Below are 20,205 nucleotides of genomic sequence, written 5' to 3'. Positions count from 1 at the left end.
TGAAGCGGTGATGCGCTGGCGAAGCGCCAGGCGCTTCGCGAGGGCGTTGCGTCGCACGCGGGTCACGCATGCGATGAGGGAGGCGTCACGACCGATGCATCGTGAATGTCGCGATGCATCGGTCGTGCGCATCGGAACGCACAGGCCGCCGTCATGCGGCGCCCCGCGCGATACTCCATCCGGCAGCGGCCGCCGCTTGGCGACCGCTGCCGATGCGGCTTACTGCGGCGTGATGTTCGACGCTTGCAGACCCTTCGGGCCGCGCTTCACTTCGAAGCTGACCTTCTGGCCTTCGGCCAGGGTCTTGAAACCCGTGCCGCGAATTTCCGAGAAATGGGCGAACAGATCGTCGCCGCCGTTGTCCGGGGAAATGAAACCAAAGCCCTTGGTTTCGTTGAACCACTTGACGGTACCGGTATCCACAAATACTTCCTTAATACAAATAATTGAACATGCGCCCGCGACGGGCACAGAAAGAATCAAAGAGGGAGAGACCAACGACTGCCGCACGGTGTGCGGCCAATGATGAGCAATCGGACTTCTTGACGACTTCGGTCTCGGACACTACGCGGTAACGGCCGCCTCGTCAAGTTATTTTGATGCGGCGCACAAGCGCGGACCTTCAGGCGCCGTCAACGAGGCCGACCGGTCGAGCGTGTGACATCGAGTGACATCGAGTGACATCGCGTGACATCGCGTGACATCGTCTGTCGGGACGGGAGCCCGGACGCCAAAAGGCCGAGTTGCGCCGCGAAAGCGCGCCGGCGGAGGATTCGGTGCCCGGCGTGCGATATGTGGCGGCGGTGTCGAGCCGGCCACGGGAGCGAGGCGTCCTGCGCTAGCCTGGTAGCCGGCAGCCGCCCGACTTCGCACGACGGCGGGCGGCCGCCGCGACGCTAGTCGAACGGATTCAGCAACCGGACGCCGGTGCGGGCGAAATCGTCGACGTTGCGCGTGACGACCGTCAGATCGTTGATCAGCGCGGTGGCTGCGATCAGCTTGTCGAGTTCGTGCGCGGGATCGGGCACGCGCAAATGTCCCCACATCTGACTGATCTCGATATCGACCGGCAGGATGTTCGGCGCATAGCCGGACAGGATCATCGCGATCCAGGCCTCGAGCGCCGACGCCTGGCTGTGATCGCCGCGATGACGGATCAGATCGACGCCGCGCCGCAACTCGGCCACCGTCACGACCGACAGGTAAAGCGGGCTCGCGTCGGCTTCGGCCTGCCTGAAGAATGCCCGCACGCCGCGGTTGGTGCGCTTGCCCTTCCTGATTTCGCTGATGACGTTCGTATCAATCAAAAACACGCCGGACCTCGCCTGAATCCTGAACACGTTGAAAATCCGCGTCTTCGCCGACCGCCGGCATGCTCATCAGCACTTGGGCGAAAGTCCGCCGCTTCGGCCGGCCGAGCGCGTCGGCCAGAATGGCTCGATGTTCGGCCTCGGCGCTCCTGCCATTGGCCGCGGCCTGCTCGCGCAGGCTTTGAACGATAGTGTCATCCACGTTACGCACCAGAAGATTTGCCATGAGTCCCTCCGTCCAGAATTGCTATCAATGATAGCGCCATGACGGTAAATTGCAAGCATTGCTATCACCCTCATGGCCGGACGGCCCCGAGTCGGCGCGGACCCGCGGCAGCCGACGACAAGCATTTCGTCCATCTCCACCGCCGGTCCGACGCATCGAACTGCTGTCGCTCAAGGTAAGCCCGCGCGGGACGATGCGGAAGCCGGCCGGATGGCCAGTCGCGCGCCATCGATCGCGACGCCTGGCCGGCGAGGAACGGGATTTGCGATGCCGGCACCGTCGGCGACATGCGTCACGAATCCGGGCGTCGCCTCGATTCGCGCTGAAACATCGTGTTGCACAACCGGCCGCGACCGTCGCCATCGTTTGGTACCATCGGATCACAAGACCGGCGATCGAACGCCGTGCGAAGCGCGCAGAAGACCTTGCATCGACGCGGACCATCCGTGCCTGAAATCCCGATCCAAGACACGAGACGCTCTTCAGTGGACTTCGTTACGCCCTCTCTGGAAACCCTGTTCTCCCCGACACCCGACAAACTCTACTTCCCGGCATGCGTGGCGGCCGTGGCGATCATCGCGTGGCTGGTTGCTCGACACGTGCCGTTCTACCGATCGGCCGTCGACAAGTCGCTGTCGATGCGCTATCGCAATCTCGACGGGTTTCGCGGCCTGCTGGCCACGTCCGTGGTCTTCCATCATTTCGCGTGCAACCAGGCATTGCTGTCGACCGGCGTCTGGGGTGCCGGCACCGACTTCCTGCGCAATCTCGGGACGATTCCCGTCGCGATGTTCTTCATGGTCACCGGGCTGCTGTTCTGGGAACGCGCATGCAGAGGCACGCTCGACGTGCGGACCTTCTTCGTCGGACGCGTGCGACGCCTCGCGCCGCTCTATCTGTTTTACGCGGCCGTCATCGTCGTCTGCACGCTTTACTGGTTTCCCCGCCATGCCGTCGGCGCACCTGCGCAGTTGCTGGCGGACCTGCTCAAGACCGTTTCGCTCGGCTGGTTCGGCGCGTTCCCGATCAACGGGGCGCAGCGCACCCCGTATCTGAGCGGCGTCTGGTGGACCCTCGCCTACGAATGGCGGTTCTACGTGGCCGTTCCGTTTCTGGCGTGGTTCGTCGCCACGCGTGCGTGGCGCAAGCTGCTTGCGCTCGCGATCGTCACGGCCTGCGCGGCGCTGTTCGGGCCGCCCGGCGGCATGGCGCTGCTGTTCGCGTTCGGCGCGGTGGCCTACGAGGTGTCGCGGCACCCCGCGGTTCGTGCGCGGCTCGCCACGAAACCGGCGGCGACGGTCGCGCTGCTGATTCTCGCGATGTCTCCGTCTCCCGCCGAACGGTATTCGATCGAGGGCGCACTGCCGCTGCTTCCGGTGTTTCTCTGCATCGCCAGCGGAAACACGTTCTACGGCGTGCTCAAGACCCGGCCGCTCGCGCTGCTCGGCACCGCCAGTTTCAGCATCTACATGATCCACATGGTGATCGTGTACATGATCGTTCACGCGTTCAACAACTTCGTTTTCCCGATCAATTCGGTCGACGATTCGGGCATCTGGGCGCTCGCGCTGGCGTGCGCGCTGGTTGCCGTCTTCTGTGCGCTGCTGACTTACCGCTACGTCGAGCATCCGTTCATCGCCAAGCGCCCCGACGCCCGTCCGGCACGCCGCGCGGCGGAGCCCGCTCGCGAGCGTCAACCGGTCACGCCGTGACCCGTGCGCGCTCAGAAACGGTACGAGATGCCGATCTGCAGGACCGGATACCACCGATAGCGCGACATCATCTGCCGCAGCGAGTCGAGCCCGCTCGCGATCAGCACCTGGCTCTTCGCTGGTCCGGCCGCCGCGGCCAGTGCCGGCGACAGCGTGTACGAACATTTCGGTATCCCGTACGCGACGCCGACATCGGCAACGAACCCGAGCCCTTTCGACGCCGGCCGATGCCCGTAGCCGATTCCGACATACGGCATCACGGTCGGATAACGCGCTTGCGCGACCGCGTACATGCCCGGAAGCGCCGGATAACGCTTGCCGCCGAATACGTAGGTTCCGTTGGTCGGTACGGACGTGCCGTGAAGCTCGTCGTCGTTGAAGCGCAACCCGAGCGTCGCGCGAAAGCCGCTGCCTCGCCACGGAAAGATATCGGCATACAGGCCGCCCTGGCGCAGCTTCAGGTCGTCCTGATAGCGGTTGCCAGCCACCGTGAAGTCATGCGTCAGATTGATCGCGTTGAAATCCGCGTGCGCGCCCAGCATCGAATTGAAGCTCACGGCCGCGCCGATGCCGACGCCCTGCGTGCCGCCCTGCAGGTAGATTTCCTGCGCGTGCGCGCTCGCGACGAACATCGCCGCGACCGCTGCCCATTGATTCACCGTCGTTTTCACGGGCGCCTCCCCCGACATGTGCCGGGCGCGACGCGACCCACACGCGACCTTCGTCGCGATGCGCGATGCGAACCCCGGCACGACACCTTGCAAGCACGCTTGCTGTTCGACGGATCGGGGACGCGTTGCGCGGTGCGCGTGACCGATACGACACGCGCCGCGCAGGCGCCGTGGCACACGACGCGCGCGACCCGATCCGGTTCCCCGTTTGTTTCGATGTCGTTACATGCCGCCGATGCGCGGATCGTTCTGGCGAAATTCGTCTGCGTCGGCGGCATCGGGTGAACCGCAAAGGCCGTGCCATGCGGCGCCGACCGAAGCGGGAAAAGCGCCATCCGTCGGAACGGGTCGTGGCGCGAGTCGCAATCGAGAGGAAATGTTTCATGAACGTATCCGTATTCGGCGAGCGACGCCGAAACACGCGATGCGCGGCCTTGCGCGTCGACCGCGCATCGGCGACGCGATGCTCGCGGAGCGAAGCCGGACGGCCGTCAGCGCACGCGCGTCGTCGTTGCGAGCGATCGCGTACGGAACGACGCATTGAAAATGCGTTGCAAAAATGCAGCTTCGTGCCGGGCGCAAGCGTCGCCGGTACACGATCCTGCGTGACGAGGCAGGGTGAATACCGATGCGTGCGCACGCATCTTGTCCGGCCATGCGCGACGTGACGCGCGCGCCGCTCGGTTCATGTCGTTCGACGTCGTCGAACGGATGCCGAAGCGGAAAGCCGGATCGTGTCCCTGATGCGATTCGCGAGATTGCTTCCCGACGACCGGCGGAATCGGTACCATCGAGCGGGCGCCGCACGACCCTGCACCGGCGCCCGCCCCTCGTACCACCGATTTCGCCATGTCCCGGGAACCCACACATTCCGTGTTGCTCTGGATCGTCGCCGCTGCCTTCTTCATGCAGTCGCTCGATACGACGATCGTCAACACCGCCCTGCCCTCGATCGCACAAAGCCTGCACGCGTCGCCGCTCGCGATGCAGCCCGTCGTGGTCGTCTACACGCTGACGATGGCGATGCTCACGCCGGCCTCAGGCTGGCTCGCCGACCGGTTCGGCACGCGCCGCGTGTTCTCGGTCGCGATCCTCGTGTTCGTGCTCGCGTCGATCGGCTGCGCGGCGTCGCACACGCTCGGCCAGCTCGTCGTCGCGCGCGCCGTGCAGGGCATCGGCGGCTCGATGCTGCTGCCGATCGGGCGGCTCGCCGTGCTGCGCCGCGTGCCGGGCGAACAGTACGTCGCGGCGATCGCGTTCGTGTCGATCGCCGGCCAGCTCGGCCCGATCGTCGGGCCGACGCTCGGCGGCTGGCTCACGCAGGCGATTTCGTGGCACTGGGTGTTCATCGTCAACGTGCCGGTCGGCGTGATCGGCTTCGTCGCGGTTCAGCGCTACCTGCCGCACGACCAGGCGACGCAGCCGCCGCCGTTCGACTTCGTCGGCTGTGCGCTGCTGTCGGCCGCGATGATCGCGCTGTCGCTCGCGATCGACCCGCCGATGTCCACGCACCGCGCCGCGTGGTCGGCCGCGCTCGCCGGGCTCGGCCTGGCGAGCGCGCTGGCGTACCTGCCCCACGCGCGGCGACGCGCGCAGCCGCTGTTCAGGCTCGGGTTGTTCCGCGAGCCGAACTTCGGGTCGGGGCTGCTCGGCAACCTGCTGTGCCGGATCGGCACGAGTTCGGTACCGTTCATGCTGCCGCTGCTGATGCAGGTGCAGCTCGGCTATACGCCGCTGCAATCCGGGCTGATGATGCTGCCGGCCGCGATCGCGGGCGTCATCGCGAAGCGGTGGATCGCGCCGCTCGTGAAGCGCTTCGGCTATGCGGCGTTTCTGGTCGTGAATACGGGGATCGTCGGCTGCGCGATCGCGGGGTTCGCGCTGGTGTCGGCGCGGCCCGCGCCGGTGCTGGAAGGCGTACTGCTGATCGTGTTCGGCGCGGCGAATTCGATGCAGTTCGCGGCAATGAACGGCGTGACGCTCAAGGGGCTGTCGCACGCCGACGCCGGCAGCGGCAACAGCCTGTTTACGATGATGCAGATGCTCGCGATGGGGCTGGGCGTGTCGATCGGCGGCGGGCTCGTCAATCTGTTCGCCGCCTATCGGGGCTCGACCGCGCACGGGTTCATGCTGTCGTTCGCGTGCATGGGCGCGGTGACCCTGCTGTCGTCCGTCGTGTTCCGGCGGATCGATACGGCCGCGCCGGCCCGTGCGGCGGCGCGCCCTTCCGCGTGATCGCGGCCGTCAGTTCACCGGGCGGCGCTCGACGACGCGCTTGAGCACCCAGCGGATCGACGAGCCGTCGGCCGGCGGCCGCGCGACGCGGTATTCGTCGACTTCGAGCGTGTACAGGTAGCCGGGCTGGTACGCAAACCCTTCGATCCCCGCGTACCACAGGCTCCACGGCTCGCTCGGGCTGCTGCGCACCTGCAGGCACTCCATCGGCGCGACGCCCGTGCAGCGCGCGGACTGCGGCGCGACGTAGACGGTCTTGGCCACGGGCTCGCCGTCGGCCGGGCGGGCGGCGTTCGACGCGGTGGCCGCCGCATCGGTCTGGCATCCTGCGAGGAGCGTGCTGCCGGCAAGGACGGCCGCGCCAAGCAGCGTGGGGATCTTGCGAATCATCGGATATGCCTCCGGGAGCGTTGAAGGGCCAATTAGACGAGCCGCCCGGCGAGAAGGTTCACGAACACCTTACGGAACGCGTTCGAGCACGCTCATTCATCGGATGTCGCGCGCGAGCCGATACGTTACGGTGTCCGGCTCCGCCGCGCGCTTCATCGCCGGCCACGCGATCGCCGTCGACGGCGGCTTCACCGTGCGGCGATCGTGTACCATCGACGCTTTCCGATACGCCTTGGCGCGCCGGGTTCGTCCACCAGGCCAAGCCCGCGCGGTTCGCACGGCGCGTTCCCTTCGCATGACCTCATCCGTTCCGTCCGACACCGTGCTGCGCCCGCTGCCGATCGATACATTGGCCGTGCCGGCCGCGCTCGACGGCCGCACGGGCACCAACCGCTCGGGCAGCGCGCATCCGCAGATCGCCGCGACCAACGACCTCGACGCCGTGCGCGCATGGCTCGCCCGCTTCGTCGATACGCCGACCACGTTCCAGAACTACCGCAAGGAAGCCGAACGCCTGCTGCTGTGGGCCGTGATCGCGTGCGGCAAGCCGCTGTCGTCGCTCACGCACGAGGATCTCGCGGTCTACCGGCAATTCCTGCTCGCGCCCGCGCCGACCGATCTGTGGTGCGCGAACGGCGGCCGCAAGCATCCGCGCGACGATCCGCGCTGGCGGCCGTTTTACGGGCCGCTGTCGGCAGCCAGCCAGCGGCAGGCGCTGGTGATCCTGAACGTGATGTTCTCGTGGCTCGTGCAGGCCGGCTATCTGGCCGGCAATCCGCTCGCGTTGTCGCGACAGCGGCAGCGCCGGCCCTCGCCGCGCGTCACGCGTCATCTCGGGCAGCCGCTGTGGCAATCGGTGAAGGACGCGATCGCCGCGATGCCGCGCGACGATGCCCGCGCATGCTTCCATGCGGATCGCGCACGCTGGCTGTTCACGCTGCTGTATCTCGGCGGGCTGCGCATCACCGAAGCGGCCGATACGACGATGGGGCAATTCTTCTGCCGGCGCGATGCGAACGGGCACGCGCGCTGGTGGCTCGACGTGACGGGCAAAGGCGGCCGGCAGCGGCTCGTGCCGGCCACCGACGAGATGATGGCCGAGCTGACGCGCTACCGGCATGCGCACGGCCTGCCCGCGCTGCCGCTCGACGGCGAACCGACGCCGCTCGTGCTGCCGGTCGGCCGCACGCGCAAGCCGCTCACGCGCGCGGCGCTGCACCGGATCGTGAAGCAGGTGTTCCGGCACGCGGCCGACCGGCTGCGTGCGCGAGGGGATGCCGGCGAACAACAGGCGCGCGTGCTCGAACAGGCGTCCGCGCACTGGCTGCGCCACAGCGCGGGCTCGCACATGGCCGACGGCCGCGTCGACCTGCGGCTCGTGCGCGACAACCTCGGCCATGTGTCGCTCACGACGACGAGCCAGTATCTTCACGCGGACGACGACTGGCGCCATCGCGAGACGGAAGAGAAGCACCGGATCGGGTGGGACTAGACTGCGTTCCCCGCTCGACGGACGAGGTCGACCCCGCCGGATCCGCCGTTGCTGCGGCACTTCGCACGGTCGCTCGTCTCCGGCACGTCGATCTCGCCGCACGACACGTCGACACGCTTGCCGTGTCAGTACACCGCCACCCAGTGCCCGGGCACCCACGCCCAGTGATTGCCGGCCCACCGGTAATGCCCCTTCGCCCAGCGATAGCCGGGCGCGGGCGGCGGCGGCGCCACCTCGACGACGGGCGCCGGCTGCGGCGGCCGCACCGGTTCGACCACGCACGCGGTCATCAGCACGGCACTCGCGCTCGCCAGCACGGCGAGCGAAACGGATCGGATCTTCATTGTCGATGCTCCCTGTCGTGTAATCGGTCGACGGCGCCGATCGCGGATACGTGCCGCGTCACGCGGCCCCGCGAATCAGGCCGCTCATCGGCCGCGTCGCGCCGCTTTCCGCAAACAGTGCTGCCGCGGTGCGGCGCGGGTCGAGCCGCAGGCTGTCGGCGGCGGCGCCCGCGATCAGCGCGTCGAGCGACGCAGTCGGCTTCAGGTCGCGCCCCTCGTATAGATCGCCGGGCCGCAGCCCCGGCCAGTCGGCGATCACGCGGCCGCCTGCCACCGCGCCGCCCGCGAGCATCGCGACCGACGCCTGCCCGTGATCGGTGCCGCCGGTGCCGTTCGCCGCGGCCGTGCGCCCGAACTCGGTCGCGACCAGCACCGTGGTCTGCCGCCACGCAGGCCCGAGGCCGTCGCGCAGCGCGGCGAGCATCGTGTCGAGCGCCTTCAATTGATTCGCGAGCCGCGCGTTCTGCGCGCTGTGTGTATCCCAGCCGCCCGTCTCGATCATCGCGATCCGCGGGCCGTCGTCGCGCGCGAGAAACGTCGCGGCGAGCTTGCCGACGCCGGCCGGGTCCTGCCGTGCATGCGCATCGCCGGCGAGACCGCGCGCCTCCATCGCCGCTTGCCACAACGGGCCGAACTGCGCGTCGGCTTCGTAGAGCGCCGACACGCGCGTGAGCAGATCGTCCGGCGCGGCCGGCAAGCCGGACGGCGCATACGACGCGGCCTGCACCGCGCCGCGCAGCGCGAGCGGCACGGTCGGCGCGAATGCGATCGCGTTGTCGCGCGTCGCCGGCAGCAGCGCGGCGAGCCGGTTCAGCCAGCCGTCCTTCACCTGGTACGGCGCACGGCCGCCCGTTTCGAGCACGTTCTGGCCGTCGAAATGCGAGCGGTCGCGATACGGCGATGCAATCGCATGGACGAACAACGCCTGACCGTCGCGATACAACTGCGCGGTCTGCGCGAGCGACGGATGCAGCGCGAACGTACCGTCGAGCTTCGTCGCGGCCGCCGTGTCGATCGCGAGCGGGCCGCGCAGCGACGCATACGCGGGCTCCGCGTACGGGACGACGATGTTCAGGCCGTCGGCCGCGCCGCGCTGGATCACGAACACGAAGCGCCGGTCGGTGTCGACATTCGCGAACACGATCTGCGGCGCGACGAGGATCGCGCCCGCGCCGGCGGCGGCCACGCTGAGGAATTGTCGGCGGGACAGTGCCATGGTCATCTCCGTTGGAAATCGGGCGACACGAGCAGCAGCGCGAGCGACGTCGTCGCGCTTTCGGCGCGCGCGAGCGCGGTCGCGGTCGGCCCGCTCATCGAACCGGCGAGCAGCGTGTTGCCGAGCGTGCGCGGGTCGAGCCGGTCGCCCGTGCGCGCGGCCAGACGCTGCGCGATCTCGACGCGGCGCACGAGCGCGTCGGGCGCGGCCCAGCTCGCGGCCACGTCGTCGTAGCCGGCCGGCGAGCCCGGCCGCCACACCGGCTGGCCGAGTTGAGCCAGCAGCGGCGCGGCCTTCAGATCGCCGGTGTCGCGCCAGCCGAGCCCGCGCAGCGACGATACGGCCCACTCCCACGGCGTCTTGAACTTGCGGTCGACCGGCGACCACGCATCGGGGGCGTCGACGAGCGCGCGATAGACGGTCGGCAGGTCGCCGCCGCTCGCATCGAACGCACGCGCGAGCCGTTCGGTCAGCGCGGGCGGCGGCGTATCGGCGACGAAATGACGGGCGAGCTTGAATGCGATGTGCCGGCCGGTCGCCTCCGATCGCGCGAGATCGTGCAGGATCGCACGCGCCTGCGCTTCGCCCGGCTGATCGTAGGTGCTCCCCATCACCGTGCGCGTGCCCGGTTCGTGCAGATTCGGGCGGAACACGAATGCGCCGGGCGCCGCATCGCCCGGTTGCGGCCCGCGGCCGCCGGCGATGCTCCAGCCGGTCAACGCGCGGGCGAATTCCGTCACGTCGGCCTGCGTGTAACCGGTACGCACGCCGAGCGTATGCAGCTCCATGATTTCGCGTGCGAGGTTCTCGTTGAGCCCGCGCTTCGCCGACGGATGGCGTGCTTGCGCGCGCAGCGCGGCCGGGCTGTCGGGGCCGACCGAGCGCGCCTGATCGAGGAACGTCTGCATCGCCGGATGCTGCTCGACGGCGACGAGCATGTCCTCGAAACGGCCGAGCACGTGCGGGCGGATCGCGTCGCGTTCGAATGCGCCCGCGTAGGCGGCCACCGGCCCCTTGTCGACCGATACCGCAAAATGGTTCGCCCAGAAATGCACGAGACGCTCGACGAACGGCGCGGGCGTGCTCAGCGCGTTGTTCATGCGCGCGGCGACTGCGCTGCGATACGCGTCGTAGCCGTCGCGGCGGATCGACTGCGCGGTTGTGCGCCTGGCGGCCGCGTCGTCGCTCGTCATCGCGTTGCGGGTATTCGCGAAGCGCGTCGCGAGCGTGACCGCGTCCGGCTCGCCGGCCCATGCGGCGGGCCGTGCGTCGTAGCGGTCGAACTGGGCGAGCAACGCGGTCTTCGGGTCGGCGGGCGGTGCTTCGTCGGCCCGCGCGCCGAGACCGAAACGGTTCAGCGCGATCGCGGCCGGCGTGGAGTCGTTCGGGTGGTCCATGACGGGCTCTCTTGCGGTGCGTACTCACGTTCAACGCAAGGGCACCGGGAAATCCGTCGCGGGAGGGGAAATATTTTTGGCGATCGGGGAAACGGCAAGCGGAAGTTTCGCAGCACGGCGTTCGCAGCACGGCGGCGTGCATCGTCAACGGACGACGACCGTGCGACTCGCCGGAACCGGCACACGGGACGCGCGAATCACACCCGGATCGGATCGCGGGCCGCCCGCGCACGGTCTCCTTTTACTCGCTCGCCGATGCGTCCGGCTTCTTCTGCAGCCTTGGCGGCAAACGCCAGTTGCCGCTGCGCTGCAACCCGTCGACGAACTTCGCGCGTTCGTCGGGCGTCAGCGTCGCCGCGAAATCGACGACGCTGCGCTCGACCTGGGCCCGCAGCGCGGTGTCGGCTGCGCGCGTGCGTTCGAGCGCGGCGTCGATCGCCGCGCGATCGAGTTGCGGCGCGGCAAGCAGGTCCAGCACGGTGATCCGGCCGTCGCGCCCTTCCCGCGCCAAAGCGCGGCCGTCCTTGCGCGCCGCCTTCAGCGCGGCGGCGAACTCGCGCCGGCGCGCATCGGGCAATTCATCCGCCGCGAAACGCAACGCGGTGCGCGAGGCGGACGTGCCGGGCGCGTGTTGGTCGCGATGGGTCGAGAACCATTGATATGCGCCGCCGCCGATCGCGCCGAGCATGAACACGTTCAGCACGACCGAGCCCACGAGGATGAATTTCCAGCCGCGCTCGGTCATTCGTCGCCCCCATCCACGCTCGGACCGCCGAACGTCGTCGTCAGATAGCCCGGCTCGTGCTGTGCCGACGGCGCGCTGCCCAACATCAGCATCGACACGACCACCGCTCCCGCGAGCGCGCCGGCCAGGCCGACGCCGGCGAACGCCGCGCCCGACCACCATACGGCGCCGCGCCGGCGTGCGCGCTGCGGCGCGGGCGCCGTTGCGACGATGCGCTCGACGAGCGCCGGCGCGGGCGGCGCGACCGTGTCGCAGGCGAGCCACGCATCGAGGTCGGCCGCCTCGTCGAGCGCCAGCAGCGCTTCCCGCGGGTTCGCATGCGCCCAGGCCTCGGCGGCCGCGCGCTCGCCGGTCGGCCAGCGCCGCGCGTCGGCGCCGTACGCGGCGACGATGGTACGAAATCGTTCGGGTGTCATCGCTTGTCCTCGCTAGGTGGGTCGCCGGCCAGTTGCGCGCGCAGGTTGCGCCGCGCACGGGCGAGCAGGCTTTCCAGCGCATCGACGGTGATGCCCATCAGGTTGGCCGCGTCCACGTTCGACATTTCCTGATAGTACTGGAGCACCAGCGCTTCCCGCTGCCTCGGCGGCAACGCGGCCAGCGCTTGCCGCACGCGCGCGTCGCGCGAACGCAGCTCCGCATGCGCGGCCGGCTCCGGTTGCGGGTCGGCCACGTCGGGCAGCGTGTCGACGGGCTCCTCGCGCCGGCCTCGCAACCGGTCGTAGCACAGGTTCAGCACGACGCGATGCAGCCACGTGTCGAAGCGGGCTTCGCCTTCTCGCCAGCGCGGCGCCTGCTTCCAGATTCGCAGGAACGTCTCCTGCGCGACATCCTCGGCTTCGTTCCGGTCGCCGAGCATGCGCGTCGCCAGGGCGAGCAACCGCGGCAGCTTGCGCGCGACGAGCACGCGTACCGCCGACGCATCGCGCGCGCCGACACGCGCGACGAGTTCCGCGTCCGGATCGCGGTCGCCGCGATCGTTCAACGTCGCCTGCTCCGTCGCGCGCCGCGCGGGCGCCGCGCTGTCGCGGCAGGGATACCCGCCGCCCGGCTGAAGCTCATCGTCGTGCTCTCCTTGCATGCGTCGGGCCATCGCCGGACGGCGCCATGCCGACGCTTCGTCGACGCCGCGCGCGTCGCGCCCGGCATCGCACACGGCGTCGGCCGTGCCGGTTTCATCGACATCCGGTTCGCGCCGCATGTCGATCCTGTCGGCCGGCCGCGCGACCGTCGGCCGGCGCGTTCAATATACGACGACCGGCGCGGGCCGGTAATACACCGGACGGGCCGGCACCACGACGCAGCCGGCCAGCACGATGGCTGCGAGCGCCAGTATCACGATGGTTCGAAAAGGCATCGCCACGACTCATGATGTTGCGTGAAAAATCCGCCGTGCCGGCACCGCGTGCCGCGCGCCGGCGTGCACGTCAGGCCCAGTGGCCCGGCACCCAGCGCCAGGCCGGGCCGCGCGCGACCCAGTGTCCGGGCACCCAGTGGTAACCGACCCGCACGACCTGCCAGTGGCCCGGAATCCATACGTAGCGGCCCTGCCGCCAGTGCCAGTGCCCCTGATCCCAGACGTAACCCGCACGGGGCGCCGGCATCACTTCGACGCGCGGCGGCGGCGGCGCGTAAGGCGCGACGATCACGGCCTGCGCGAATACGGCCGATGTCGCGAGTGCAGCCAGGCACCCGGCGGCCAATCGCAATGGAACGGAAAGTTTCATGAAAGACTCCGAAATAACGGGCATCGACCGGAAGCGGTCGTTCATGCGTTAAACGGAGCAAGCGGGAGAAATCCGTCGCGGTATCGGCAAATAAATTTGCGGCGGCCCCACCCCGCTTCGGAGCAGGCCGACGGCGCGCGACGCGCGATGGCGCGGATCGGCAGCCGCACACACGGGGTTGCGGTACTGTCACAACGCGGCAAAACTGCCCTTCGACAATGCATGCGACCGGGATCCCGCTCGTTTCCGGCCCACGCCCCGGCCGTGCTCGCGCATGGCCGCGCGGTTCCACGTCTCGCGTCCCCTCAACGAAAACACCGACCATGTCGAACCAGGACACTCTCCCTGACCAGCCGAACGAGCCGGCCGCCTCCGTGTCGCGTCGCGGCTTCCTGAAACTCGCCGGCGTCTCCGGCCTCGCCACCGCCGCCGGCGGGCTCGCGGCGGCCCGCGCCGCCGCGTCGAATCCGGACGGCACGCCCGAGCAGGTTCACCTGACGTGGGGCAACGACCCGACGTCCGAAGTCGTGATCTCGTGGGCGTCGCTCGCCCCGGCCGTCAATCCGCGTGCGCGCATCGTCGCCGACGGCGAGCCGGCGCGCACCGTGCACGGCGTCCAGCGCCTGTACACCGACGGCCTGAACGGCGAAACCGTGTTCGCCTACCACGCGCGCGTGCACGGGCTGAAGCCGGATACGCGCTACCGCTACGAGATCACCGCCGACAACGACGGCAATGCCGCGCAGCCGTTCTCCGCGAATTTCTCGACCGCGCCGCGCGGCCGGGCGCCGTTTCGTTTCACGAGCTACGGCGATCTCGCGACGCCGAACGGCGCGTGGGTACTGTCGTCGCCGCAGAGCCGCTTCGCGGTGCAGGCCGTCGAGCAGTTCCAGCCGCTGTTCCACCTGCTGAACGGCGACCTCTGCTACGCGAACCTGAACCCGGCGCACCAGCCCGACGTGTGGCGCGATTTCGGCAACAACAACCAGACGTCGGCCGCGAATCGTCCGTGGATGCCATGCCCCGGCAATCACGAGATCGAATTCAACAACGGTCCGCAGGGGCTCGACTCGTACCTTGCACGCTATACGCTGCCGGAGAACGGCACGCATTTCCCGGGCCGCTGGTACAGCTTCCGCGTGAGCTCCGTGCTGTTCGTGTCGCTCGACGCCGACGATGTCGTGTACCAGGACGCCGCCGCGTTCGTCGGCGGCCCTGCGCCGCTCGTCCCGGCCGCGAGCACCGGCCGCCCGCCGATCGAGCCCGGCACGTCGTTCTACGTGCGCGGCTACAGCAACGGCGAGCAGACGCGCTGGCTCGAGCGCACGCTGCGTCATGCCGCGCATGACGACGACATCGACTGGATCGTCGTGCAGATGCATCAGGACGCGCTCAGTTCGTCGAAGACGGGCAACGGCTCCGACAAGGGCATTCGCGAAGCGTGGCTGCCGCTGTTCGATCGTTACGGCGTCGATCTCGTGCTGTGCGGCCACGATCACGACTACGAGCGCAGCTACCCGGTGCGCGGCTGCAATCACCGCGCGGGCATCGATGCGAAAACCGGCGAAGTGGTCGAGACGCTGCAGCCGCGCCCGGTCGGCTCGAACGACCCGAACCGCACGACGTTCGACACGAGCCACGGCACGATCCACCTGATCCTCGGCGGCGGCGGCACCAGCGCACCGCTCGACGTGTACGGCGAAAACCCGTCGACCGGCTTCGCGCAGGCGAAGGTGTTCACGAAGCCGAACCGGCCGGTGCCCGGCACCGCGCCGAACACGTTCGTGCGCCAGCCGGCCGATGCGCTCGAGGACGCGATCTGGTCCGCGCGCCGCGATACGGGCACCGGCTACGGGATCGCGGTGTTCGACCACGATCCGGGCAAGCCGGGCGGCCACACGACGATCACGATGCGCTACTACCATGCGCCGGGCGCCGATCAGCATCCGACTGCGCAGTACGAGCTGTTCGAGACGATCGAGCTGAGCAAGAAGCGGCGCGAACGGTGATCGACGCATCGGGCGCTCGCCGCGGCGGGCGCCCGATGCATTACCGTCGGCGGACGGCAGGCGCGGCGCGAGTTACTGCCGCCTCGCACACAGGTCCATGCGGATGCGTTTCGAATACCGCATTCACACGCGTCCACCCCCTCCTTCGGCCGGCGTATTCCATGCCGTCGCAAATGTGCTGCGGCAAGCACATCGCGACATCGGCGTCGGTCCATACGAACGACGGCTCGAAATTCGCGATGCGACCGGCGGCCGACCGCCGATCGATCCGTCGGCCGAGGAACCCGGCTTCCTCCTTGTCATCACGCTCGGCCCGACGCGGAATGCAATGCTCGACGCGATCGGACCCGCGCTGTCGGGATCGGCGCCGCGTGGCGTATCGACGACGCGTGATCGGCTCGCGCGACCGAATCGATCGTACGCGCCGATCCACCTGCGTCGCTGCAACCGCCGCCCCACCGTAAAATGCGCGTTTCCCGCGAAATCTTCCCGTTGTCTCGCCGTTCGTGATGACGGCACGCGCAGGCGGACTCACATCATCCGAAATCGAATGGGCATGTTGAAACAGGCAGCAAGCATGAAACGCAAGAACAAGGCAACGCTCATCGGGCTCGGCGCGGTGCTGTTATGGGCGTCGGTGGTCGCGCTCGTCCGCGGGGTCAGCGAAAGCCTCGGCGCGACCGGCGGCGCGGCGATGATCTACACGGTGGCGTCCGTGCTTCTGCTGTTTTCGATCGGCTTCCCCGACCTGAGCCGATTCCCGAAAAACTATCTGGTGTGGGGCGGGCTGCTGTTCGTGTCGTACGAGCTGTGCCTGGCGTTGTCGATCGGCTACGCGAGCAACGGTCGGCAAGCGATCGAAGTCGCGATGGTCAACTATCTGTGGCCGAGCCTCACGCTCGTCGCCGCCATCGTGTTCAACAAGCAACGCGCGAACCTGCTGGTCGTGCCCGGCGTCCTGCTGTCGATGCTCGGCATCTGCCGGGTGCTCGGCGGCGACCGGGGGCTCGATCCGGCCGGCATGCTGCGCAACGTCGCGGACAATCCGCTCAGCTATGGCCTGGCGTTCTTCGGCGCGCTGATCTGGGCCGGCTATTGCACGGTGACCGCACGCATCGCCGACGGCAAGAACGGCGTCACGCCGTTCTTCATGCTGGTCGCCGCGGTGCTCTGGATCAAGTTCGCGATCGAAGGCGGCGGCGGCATGACGTTCAGTTTTCATGCGATCGTGTACCTCGTGCTCGCGGCGTCGGCGCTCGGCTTCGGCTATGCGGCCTGGAACACCGGCATCATGCACGGCAACGTGACGATCATCGTCGGCGCATCGTACTTCACGCCGGTGCTCGCCGCCGCCTTCGCCGCCGCGCTGCTGGATGCGCCGCTGTCGGCCGAATTCTGGCAAGGCGCGGCGATGGTGTGCGGCGGCTCGATTCTGTGCTGGCTCGCGACGCGCAGGCGGCGCGACGAAGCCGAGCCCGTGCGGATCGCCAACGAAGCCGAGGGCAATTGCCACGGGTGACGATGGCCGGTACCTTCAACGGAAGGCCGGATCGCGGCCGGCCATGCGTCGACGCGTCGACCGCCGCGCACTAACGCTGCGATTCCAGCGCAATCCGCACGGCCAGCCCCGCCAGCACCGTCCCCATCAACCAGCGCTGAACCGCCGCCCACAGCGGCCGCCCGGCGAGAAAACCCGCGATCGACCCGGCCGCGCAGGCAATCAGCGCGTTGACGCTGACGCTCACCGCGATCTGCACGCAGCCGAGCGCCAGCGATTGCGCGAGCACGCTGCCGTGCCCCGGCACGATGAACTGCGGCAGCAGCGACAGATACATCACCGCGATCTTCGGGTTCGCGAGATTCGTGACGAAGCCCATCGCGAACAACCTCGCGCGGCTGTCGTGCGGCAACTGCCGGACCTGGAACGCGGAGCGCCCGCCCGGCTTCAGCGCCTGCCACGCCAGGTACGCGAGATACAGCGCGCCGGCCAGGCGCAGCGCATCGTACGCATACGGCACGGTCATCACCAGCGCGGTGATACCCACTGCCGCGCACACCATGTAGAACACGAATCCCAGCGCGACGCCGCCGAGCGACACCAGCCCGGCACGGCGGCCCTGGCAGATCGAGCGCGACACCAGATAGATCATGTTCGGTCCGGGCGTCAGCACCATGCCGAGCGACACGAGTCCGAACGCAACGAGGGTGGGCAAGGCCGGCACGGCACACTCCTTCATGGCAACGACAACGAGGTTCGAGCAATATATTGCATCCCGGCATTCGTCGGCATGAATAAACTGCAAGCGGCCCATGAGCGCCGTTCATCGTGCGCGCCGGTCGCTATCTGCCCTTTTTCGCGCGGGTCCGAACCGCCTTTTCCGCCTTCGCACATTGCGCGTCGACAAGCCGCACGAACGCGTCGGTAACCGCGTTGCCGGCGGTATTCCACGCCAATCGCACGGAGCGATGCAGCCGCGGAGACAGTGCCAGCACGCGGCCGCCGAACGGCGTGTACGTGAGCGTGATGCGCGGCACGATCGATACGCCCATGCCGGCTTCCGCCATCGACAGGATCGTGCGCATCTCGACCACGTTGAATGCGGCCCGAAGCGGTACGCCGCCGCGCGCGAAGTAATCCGCGATCACCGGCCCGCATCCCGCCTTCGAGAAAATGAATGGCGCCGCGGCCAACTGCCTGGCCGACACGCTCTTGCGGCCAACGAACCTGTCGTCGGCCGCTACCGCGACGAAATCCTCGTCGAGCAGCGGCAGGTTGTGCGCGAACGTCTTCGTGCCGGCGACCACGCCGACGTCGGCCGTCCCGTCGTCGATCCACCCTTCGACTTCGCTGTCCGTCCCTTCGAGCAGCACCGCCGAGACGCCCGGGTGCATCTCCTTCAACGCCTCGAGCGCGGGAACGACGAACGCCAGCGACACGCTCGGCAGCGACGCGACCACCAGCTTCCCTTCGAGTTTGCCGCGCGACAGGCTGAACTGCTGGCGCAGCATCTGTGCTTCCCGCACCACGCTCTGGACATACGGCCACAGGCGTTCGCCGGCCGCCGTCAGGACGACCGGCTGCCGGTCGCGCCACAGCAGCTTGACCTGCGTGATGTCCTCCAGCTCCGTCAGCGCGTGGCTGATCGCGGATTGACTGCGGCTGAGCCGGTCTGCCGCGGCCGTCAGCGAACCGAGTTCGACCACGGCGGCCAGCGCCTGCAACTGGGCGAGCGTCATCGGGTTTCCTTGTTCGGGGGTTGTATGTCGTACATGAAGCGACCGATCGACTTGAATTATATTGAACCGATGCGACGGTCACGCAGCCGACACGCGTACCTCGCCACGCACGCGGCGGATGCCCCGTGCGCCGCTCGGGTACGACGGATGATCGAACCGCCGGCATGCTGCATGCGACCGATCGCGCATGCGTTCTGAAAGCTGCAACGCGTAGTATTCGCAGACCCGGCGTATCGCCCCCCACCGACGGCACGGACGATACGGGACCGGTTTTGCTTCACGTACGCCGATGTCGACGTCGGCGTTGCCATGTCTACAAAGGCACGAAATGGAAACTTATGTGTTGCTGGGCTGCGGATTGGGCGTGGGCCTGTTGATCGCGATCTGGGGTATCTGGTCGCTCCGATGACGCGCGCCGGCTCCGCCCGCGCGCAAGGAATCCGTATGGAGAGGGACGGAAAACCTTAGTTGTCCGTAAACCATTCCGGCCCACTTGATTCGTAGTCCGATTCAGTCTGCCGGCGCCTGTGCTCCGAGCCGCCGGTGCCTCTGCCGCCCGGCGCACGATACGTTCGGCGCCCAGCCCTGCTCCATTCCCGAAGACGGGTTAGACTAGCCGAATGGAACAATGCCGTTATTGTCAGAGAATCCGGGATGAATGGGATTGCCATGGCGACGAATGCCGTCGGGCGATCGCCAAGGCGCTGCGCCGGCAGCGCGCGGGCCTGCCGATGGTCCCCGATCGCATCCGCAACGAGCTGCCGTCCGGCGCGCCGACCCAGCAGGTGATCGCCGTCCTGTCGCGCCAGCGCCTGCGCGCGCGCCGCGGCAACGAGGAACGCCGCGAGCGCAAGGAAATCGACGACGACGGGGCCTGAGCACCCCTGACGCGATCCCGCCGCGAGACATTCGCCGGCCCTGCGCAGCCGGGTGCGTGCCCGTGCGCCCGTGCACGACATCCCGCCCCTTTCCCGCCATTGCCTCCCATCCCCGCAATACAGCATGGGGACGGTACATGTTTGCCTCGAAATTATTACTCCCAGCGCAACGATCTTTCACTCAAACTCACGTTTACCCTAGGTGAGCCGGCGCCTACGATGTAATCAACCGCTGACGACATGGTGTCGAACGCGGAAAGCCAATAAACATCGGAGGTCATCATGAAATCGCTCGTTTCCGCAGTCGCCGCCGCCGTCGCGCTGTCCGCCTCGTTCGGCGCATTCGCGCAAAGCACCGTGACCCGCGCCCAGGTGCGCAACGAACTGGTCCAGCTCGAAAACGCCGGTTACAAGCCCAGCCAGTCGAGCCCGTACTACCCGGCCGACATCCAGGCCGCGCAGGCCCGCGTGCACGGCACCGACAACAGCGGCTTCGGTTCGCAACCGGCCGCGGCCGTCGAGAGCGGCGCACCGGCCGTCCGGGCACAGAACCCGCGCGACTCGGTCTACTTCGGCCACTAAGCGTGCCGCTGCGCGCCCCGCGCGTGCAGTCCGCATC

At 68.3% G+C, this 20,205-nt stretch carries 22 protein-coding genes; 7 read left to right on the top strand and 15 right to left on the bottom strand.

Annotated elements, in window-relative coordinates:
• Nucleotides 1-219: 219 nt before the first annotated feature.
• The 3 genes from WS96_RS25645 to WS96_RS25635 all read right to left on the bottom strand — a co-directional run bounded on the left by WS96_RS25645 (nucleotide 220) and on the right by WS96_RS25635 (nucleotide 1,536).
• Nucleotides 220-423, bottom strand: coding sequence for a cold-shock protein (locus WS96_RS25645; RefSeq protein ID WP_006483056.1), 204 nt, complete (start codon nucleotides 421-423; stop codon nucleotides 220-222).
• 473 nt (nucleotides 424-896) lie between these two features.
• Complete coding sequence (locus WS96_RS25640; protein WP_179949984.1) at nucleotides 897-1,313, bottom strand: type II toxin-antitoxin system VapC family toxin; 417 nt, start codon at nucleotides 1,311-1,313, stop codon at nucleotides 897-899.
• On the bottom strand, nucleotides 1,300-1,536 hold the full coding sequence (locus WS96_RS25635) for a FitA-like ribbon-helix-helix domain-containing protein (RefSeq protein WP_059836353.1): 237 nt from the start codon (nucleotides 1,534-1,536) through the stop codon (nucleotides 1,300-1,302). Before WS96_RS25635 ends, WS96_RS25640 begins: the two co-directional genes overlap by 14 nt.
• A gap of 485 nt (nucleotides 1,537-2,021) precedes the next feature.
• Between WS96_RS25635 and WS96_RS25630 the strand changes: the two genes are divergently transcribed.
• On the top strand, nucleotides 2,022-3,248 hold the full coding sequence (locus WS96_RS25630) for an acyltransferase family protein (protein WP_059836351.1): 1,227 nt from the start codon (nucleotides 2,022-2,024) through the stop codon (nucleotides 3,246-3,248).
• An 11-nt stretch (nucleotides 3,249-3,259) separates the two neighbouring features.
• On the opposite strand, the gene WS96_RS25625 is transcribed toward WS96_RS25630, so the two are convergent.
• Nucleotides 3,260-3,937, bottom strand: coding sequence for a TonB-dependent receptor (locus WS96_RS25625; protein ID WP_082720367.1), 678 nt, complete (start codon nucleotides 3,935-3,937; stop codon nucleotides 3,260-3,262).
• Between the two features lie 473 nt (nucleotides 3,938-4,410).
• A complete protein-coding gene (locus tag WS96_RS34145) occupies nucleotides 4,411-4,827 on the bottom strand; it encodes a hypothetical protein (protein ID WP_179949976.1) in 417 nt (138 codons plus the stop codon).
• Between WS96_RS34145 and WS96_RS25615 the strand changes: the two genes are divergently transcribed.
• Nucleotides 4,769-6,154, top strand: coding sequence for a DHA2 family efflux MFS transporter permease subunit (locus tag WS96_RS25615; RefSeq protein WP_059836347.1), 1,386 nt, complete (start codon nucleotides 4,769-4,771; stop codon nucleotides 6,152-6,154). The genes WS96_RS34145 and WS96_RS25615 overlap by 59 nt on opposite strands.
• Before the next feature lie 9 nt (nucleotides 6,155-6,163).
• Here WS96_RS25615 and WS96_RS25610 read toward each other — a convergent pair whose 3' ends face one another.
• Nucleotides 6,164-6,544, bottom strand: coding sequence for a DUF4377 domain-containing protein (locus tag WS96_RS25610; RefSeq protein WP_059836345.1), 381 nt, complete (start codon nucleotides 6,542-6,544; stop codon nucleotides 6,164-6,166).
• 295 nt (nucleotides 6,545-6,839) lie between these two features.
• On the opposite strand from WS96_RS25610, the gene WS96_RS25605 reads away from it, so the two are divergent.
• Nucleotides 6,840-8,036, top strand: a complete 1,197-nt coding sequence (locus WS96_RS25605) for a tyrosine-type recombinase/integrase (protein ID WP_059836344.1) — start codon at nucleotides 6,840-6,842, stop codon at nucleotides 8,034-8,036.
• Between the two features lie 125 nt (nucleotides 8,037-8,161).
• On the opposite strand, the gene WS96_RS25600 is transcribed toward WS96_RS25605, so the two are convergent.
• The 7 genes from WS96_RS25600 to WS96_RS25570 all read right to left on the bottom strand — a co-directional run bounded on the left by WS96_RS25600 (nucleotide 8,162) and on the right by WS96_RS25570 (nucleotide 13,462).
• Entirely contained in the window at nucleotides 8,162-8,380 is a 219-nt protein-coding gene (locus tag WS96_RS25600) for a YXWGXW repeat-containing protein (RefSeq protein WP_034204751.1), read from the bottom strand.
• A 58-nt stretch (nucleotides 8,381-8,438) separates the two neighbouring features.
• Nucleotides 8,439-9,596, bottom strand: a complete 1,158-nt coding sequence (locus tag WS96_RS25595) for a DUF1501 domain-containing protein (RefSeq protein ID WP_059836341.1) — start codon at nucleotides 9,594-9,596, stop codon at nucleotides 8,439-8,441.
• 2 nt (nucleotides 9,597-9,598) lie between these two features.
• On the bottom strand, nucleotides 9,599-10,993 hold the full coding sequence (locus tag WS96_RS25590) for a DUF1800 domain-containing protein (RefSeq protein ID WP_059836339.1): 1,395 nt from the start codon (nucleotides 10,991-10,993) through the stop codon (nucleotides 9,599-9,601).
• 241 nt (nucleotides 10,994-11,234) lie between these two features.
• Entirely contained in the window at nucleotides 11,235-11,738 is a 504-nt protein-coding gene (locus WS96_RS25585; RefSeq protein WP_059836338.1) for a periplasmic heavy metal sensor, read from the bottom strand.
• Nucleotides 11,735-12,154 (bottom strand): hypothetical protein, encoded by a 420-nt coding sequence (locus tag WS96_RS25580; RefSeq protein ID WP_059836336.1) that lies wholly within the window; start codon nucleotides 12,152-12,154, stop codon nucleotides 11,735-11,737. Before WS96_RS25580 ends, WS96_RS25585 begins: the two co-directional genes overlap by 4 nt.
• Complete coding sequence (locus WS96_RS25575) at nucleotides 12,151-12,936, bottom strand: RNA polymerase sigma factor (protein ID WP_082720357.1); 786 nt, start codon at nucleotides 12,934-12,936, stop codon at nucleotides 12,151-12,153. Before WS96_RS25575 ends, WS96_RS25580 begins: the two co-directional genes overlap by 4 nt.
• Before the next feature lie 226 nt (nucleotides 12,937-13,162).
• Entirely contained in the window at nucleotides 13,163-13,462 is a 300-nt protein-coding gene (locus tag WS96_RS25570; protein ID WP_059836334.1) for a YXWGXW repeat-containing protein, read from the bottom strand.
• 323 nt (nucleotides 13,463-13,785) lie between these two features.
• On the opposite strand from WS96_RS25570, the gene WS96_RS25565 reads away from it, so the two are divergent.
• Nucleotides 13,786-15,471: a purple acid phosphatase family protein gene (locus tag WS96_RS25565; RefSeq protein ID WP_059836332.1), complete on the top strand. Its 1,686-nt coding sequence runs from the start codon at nucleotides 13,786-13,788 to the stop codon at nucleotides 15,469-15,471.
• Nucleotides 15,472-16,048: 577 nt separating this feature from the next.
• Complete coding sequence (yddG, locus tag WS96_RS25560) at nucleotides 16,049-16,990, top strand: aromatic amino acid DMT transporter YddG (protein WP_059836329.1); 942 nt, start codon at nucleotides 16,049-16,051, stop codon at nucleotides 16,988-16,990.
• Between the two features lie 70 nt (nucleotides 16,991-17,060).
• Here yddG and WS96_RS25555 read toward each other — a convergent pair whose 3' ends face one another.
• Together WS96_RS25555 and WS96_RS25550 are read right to left on the bottom strand one after the other, a co-directional pair.
• On the bottom strand, nucleotides 17,061-17,693 hold the full coding sequence (locus WS96_RS25555) for a LysE family translocator (protein WP_179949035.1): 633 nt from the start codon (nucleotides 17,691-17,693) through the stop codon (nucleotides 17,061-17,063).
• Between the two features lie 118 nt (nucleotides 17,694-17,811).
• Nucleotides 17,812-18,708, bottom strand: coding sequence for a LysR family transcriptional regulator (locus tag WS96_RS25550; protein WP_059836326.1), 897 nt, complete (start codon nucleotides 18,706-18,708; stop codon nucleotides 17,812-17,814).
• Nucleotides 18,709-19,328: 620 nt separating this feature from the next.
• On the opposite strand from WS96_RS25550, the gene WS96_RS25545 reads away from it, so the two are divergent.
• Both WS96_RS25545 and WS96_RS25540 read left to right on the top strand, forming a co-directional pair.
• A complete protein-coding gene (locus tag WS96_RS25545) occupies nucleotides 19,329-19,586 on the top strand; it encodes a hypothetical protein (protein ID WP_059836324.1) in 258 nt (85 codons plus the stop codon).
• Between the two features lie 282 nt (nucleotides 19,587-19,868).
• Nucleotides 19,869-20,168, top strand: coding sequence for a DUF4148 domain-containing protein (locus tag WS96_RS25540; RefSeq protein ID WP_059822320.1), 300 nt, complete (start codon nucleotides 19,869-19,871; stop codon nucleotides 20,166-20,168).
• Nucleotides 20,169-20,205 lie beyond the last annotated feature (37 nt).

The organism is Burkholderia sp. MSMB1835 (genome assembly GCF_001526365.1).
In the GTDB taxonomy this organism is placed as follows: domain Bacteria; phylum Pseudomonadota; class Gammaproteobacteria; order Burkholderiales; family Burkholderiaceae; genus Burkholderia.
The sequence above is the reverse complement of the archived record's forward strand: the minus strand, read 5'-3'. Positions and strand labels throughout refer to the sequence as shown.

Bases quoted from the DNA above. Each gene is read 5' to 3' on its own strand.
- WS96_RS25550 (WP_059836326.1), bottom strand. From the start codon at position 18,708: ATGACGCTCGCCCAGTTGCAGGCGCTGGCCGCCGTGGTCGAACTCGGT.
- WS96_RS25575 (WP_082720357.1), bottom strand. From the start codon at position 12,936: ATGCGGCGCGAACCGGATGTCGATGAAACCGGCACGGCCGACGCCGTG.
- WS96_RS25545 (WP_059836324.1), top strand. From the start codon at position 19,329: ATGGAACAATGCCGTTATTGTCAGAGAATCCGGGATGAATGGGATTGC.
- WS96_RS25635 (WP_059836353.1), bottom strand. From the start codon at position 1,536: ATGGCAAATCTTCTGGTGCGTAACGTGGATGACACTATCGTTCAAAGC.
- WS96_RS25625 (WP_082720367.1), bottom strand. From the start codon at position 3,937: ATGTCGGGGGAGGCGCCCGTGAAAACGACGGTGAATCAATGGGCAGCG.
- WS96_RS25615 (WP_059836347.1), top strand. From the start codon at position 4,769: ATGTCCCGGGAACCCACACATTCCGTGTTGCTCTGGATCGTCGCCGCT.
- WS96_RS25565 (WP_059836332.1), top strand. From the start codon at position 13,786: ATGTCGAACCAGGACACTCTCCCTGACCAGCCGAACGAGCCGGCCGCC.
- WS96_RS25570 (WP_059836334.1), bottom strand. From the start codon at position 13,462: ATGAAACTTTCCGTTCCATTGCGATTGGCCGCCGGGTGCCTGGCTGCA.
- WS96_RS25600 (WP_034204751.1), bottom strand. From the start codon at position 8,380: ATGAAGATCCGATCCGTTTCGCTCGCCGTGCTGGCGAGCGCGAGTGCC.
- WS96_RS25585 (WP_059836338.1), bottom strand. From the start codon at position 11,738: ATGACCGAGCGCGGCTGGAAATTCATCCTCGTGGGCTCGGTCGTGCTG.
- WS96_RS34145 (WP_179949976.1), bottom strand. From the start codon at position 4,827: ATGAAGAAGGCAGCGGCGACGATCCAGAGCAACACGGAATGTGTGGGT.
- WS96_RS25610 (WP_059836345.1), bottom strand. From the start codon at position 6,544: ATGATTCGCAAGATCCCCACGCTGCTTGGCGCGGCCGTCCTTGCCGGC.
- WS96_RS25605 (WP_059836344.1), top strand. From the start codon at position 6,840: ATGACCTCATCCGTTCCGTCCGACACCGTGCTGCGCCCGCTGCCGATC.
- WS96_RS25540 (WP_059822320.1), top strand. From the start codon at position 19,869: ATGAAATCGCTCGTTTCCGCAGTCGCCGCCGCCGTCGCGCTGTCCGCC.
- WS96_RS25595 (WP_059836341.1), bottom strand. From the start codon at position 9,596: ATGGCACTGTCCCGCCGACAATTCCTCAGCGTGGCCGCCGCCGGCGCG.
- WS96_RS25590 (WP_059836339.1), bottom strand. From the start codon at position 10,993: ATGGACCACCCGAACGACTCCACGCCGGCCGCGATCGCGCTGAACCGT.
- WS96_RS25580 (WP_059836336.1), bottom strand. From the start codon at position 12,154: ATGACACCCGAACGATTTCGTACCATCGTCGCCGCGTACGGCGCCGAC.
- yddG (WP_059836329.1), top strand. From the start codon at position 16,049: ATGAAACGCAAGAACAAGGCAACGCTCATCGGGCTCGGCGCGGTGCTG.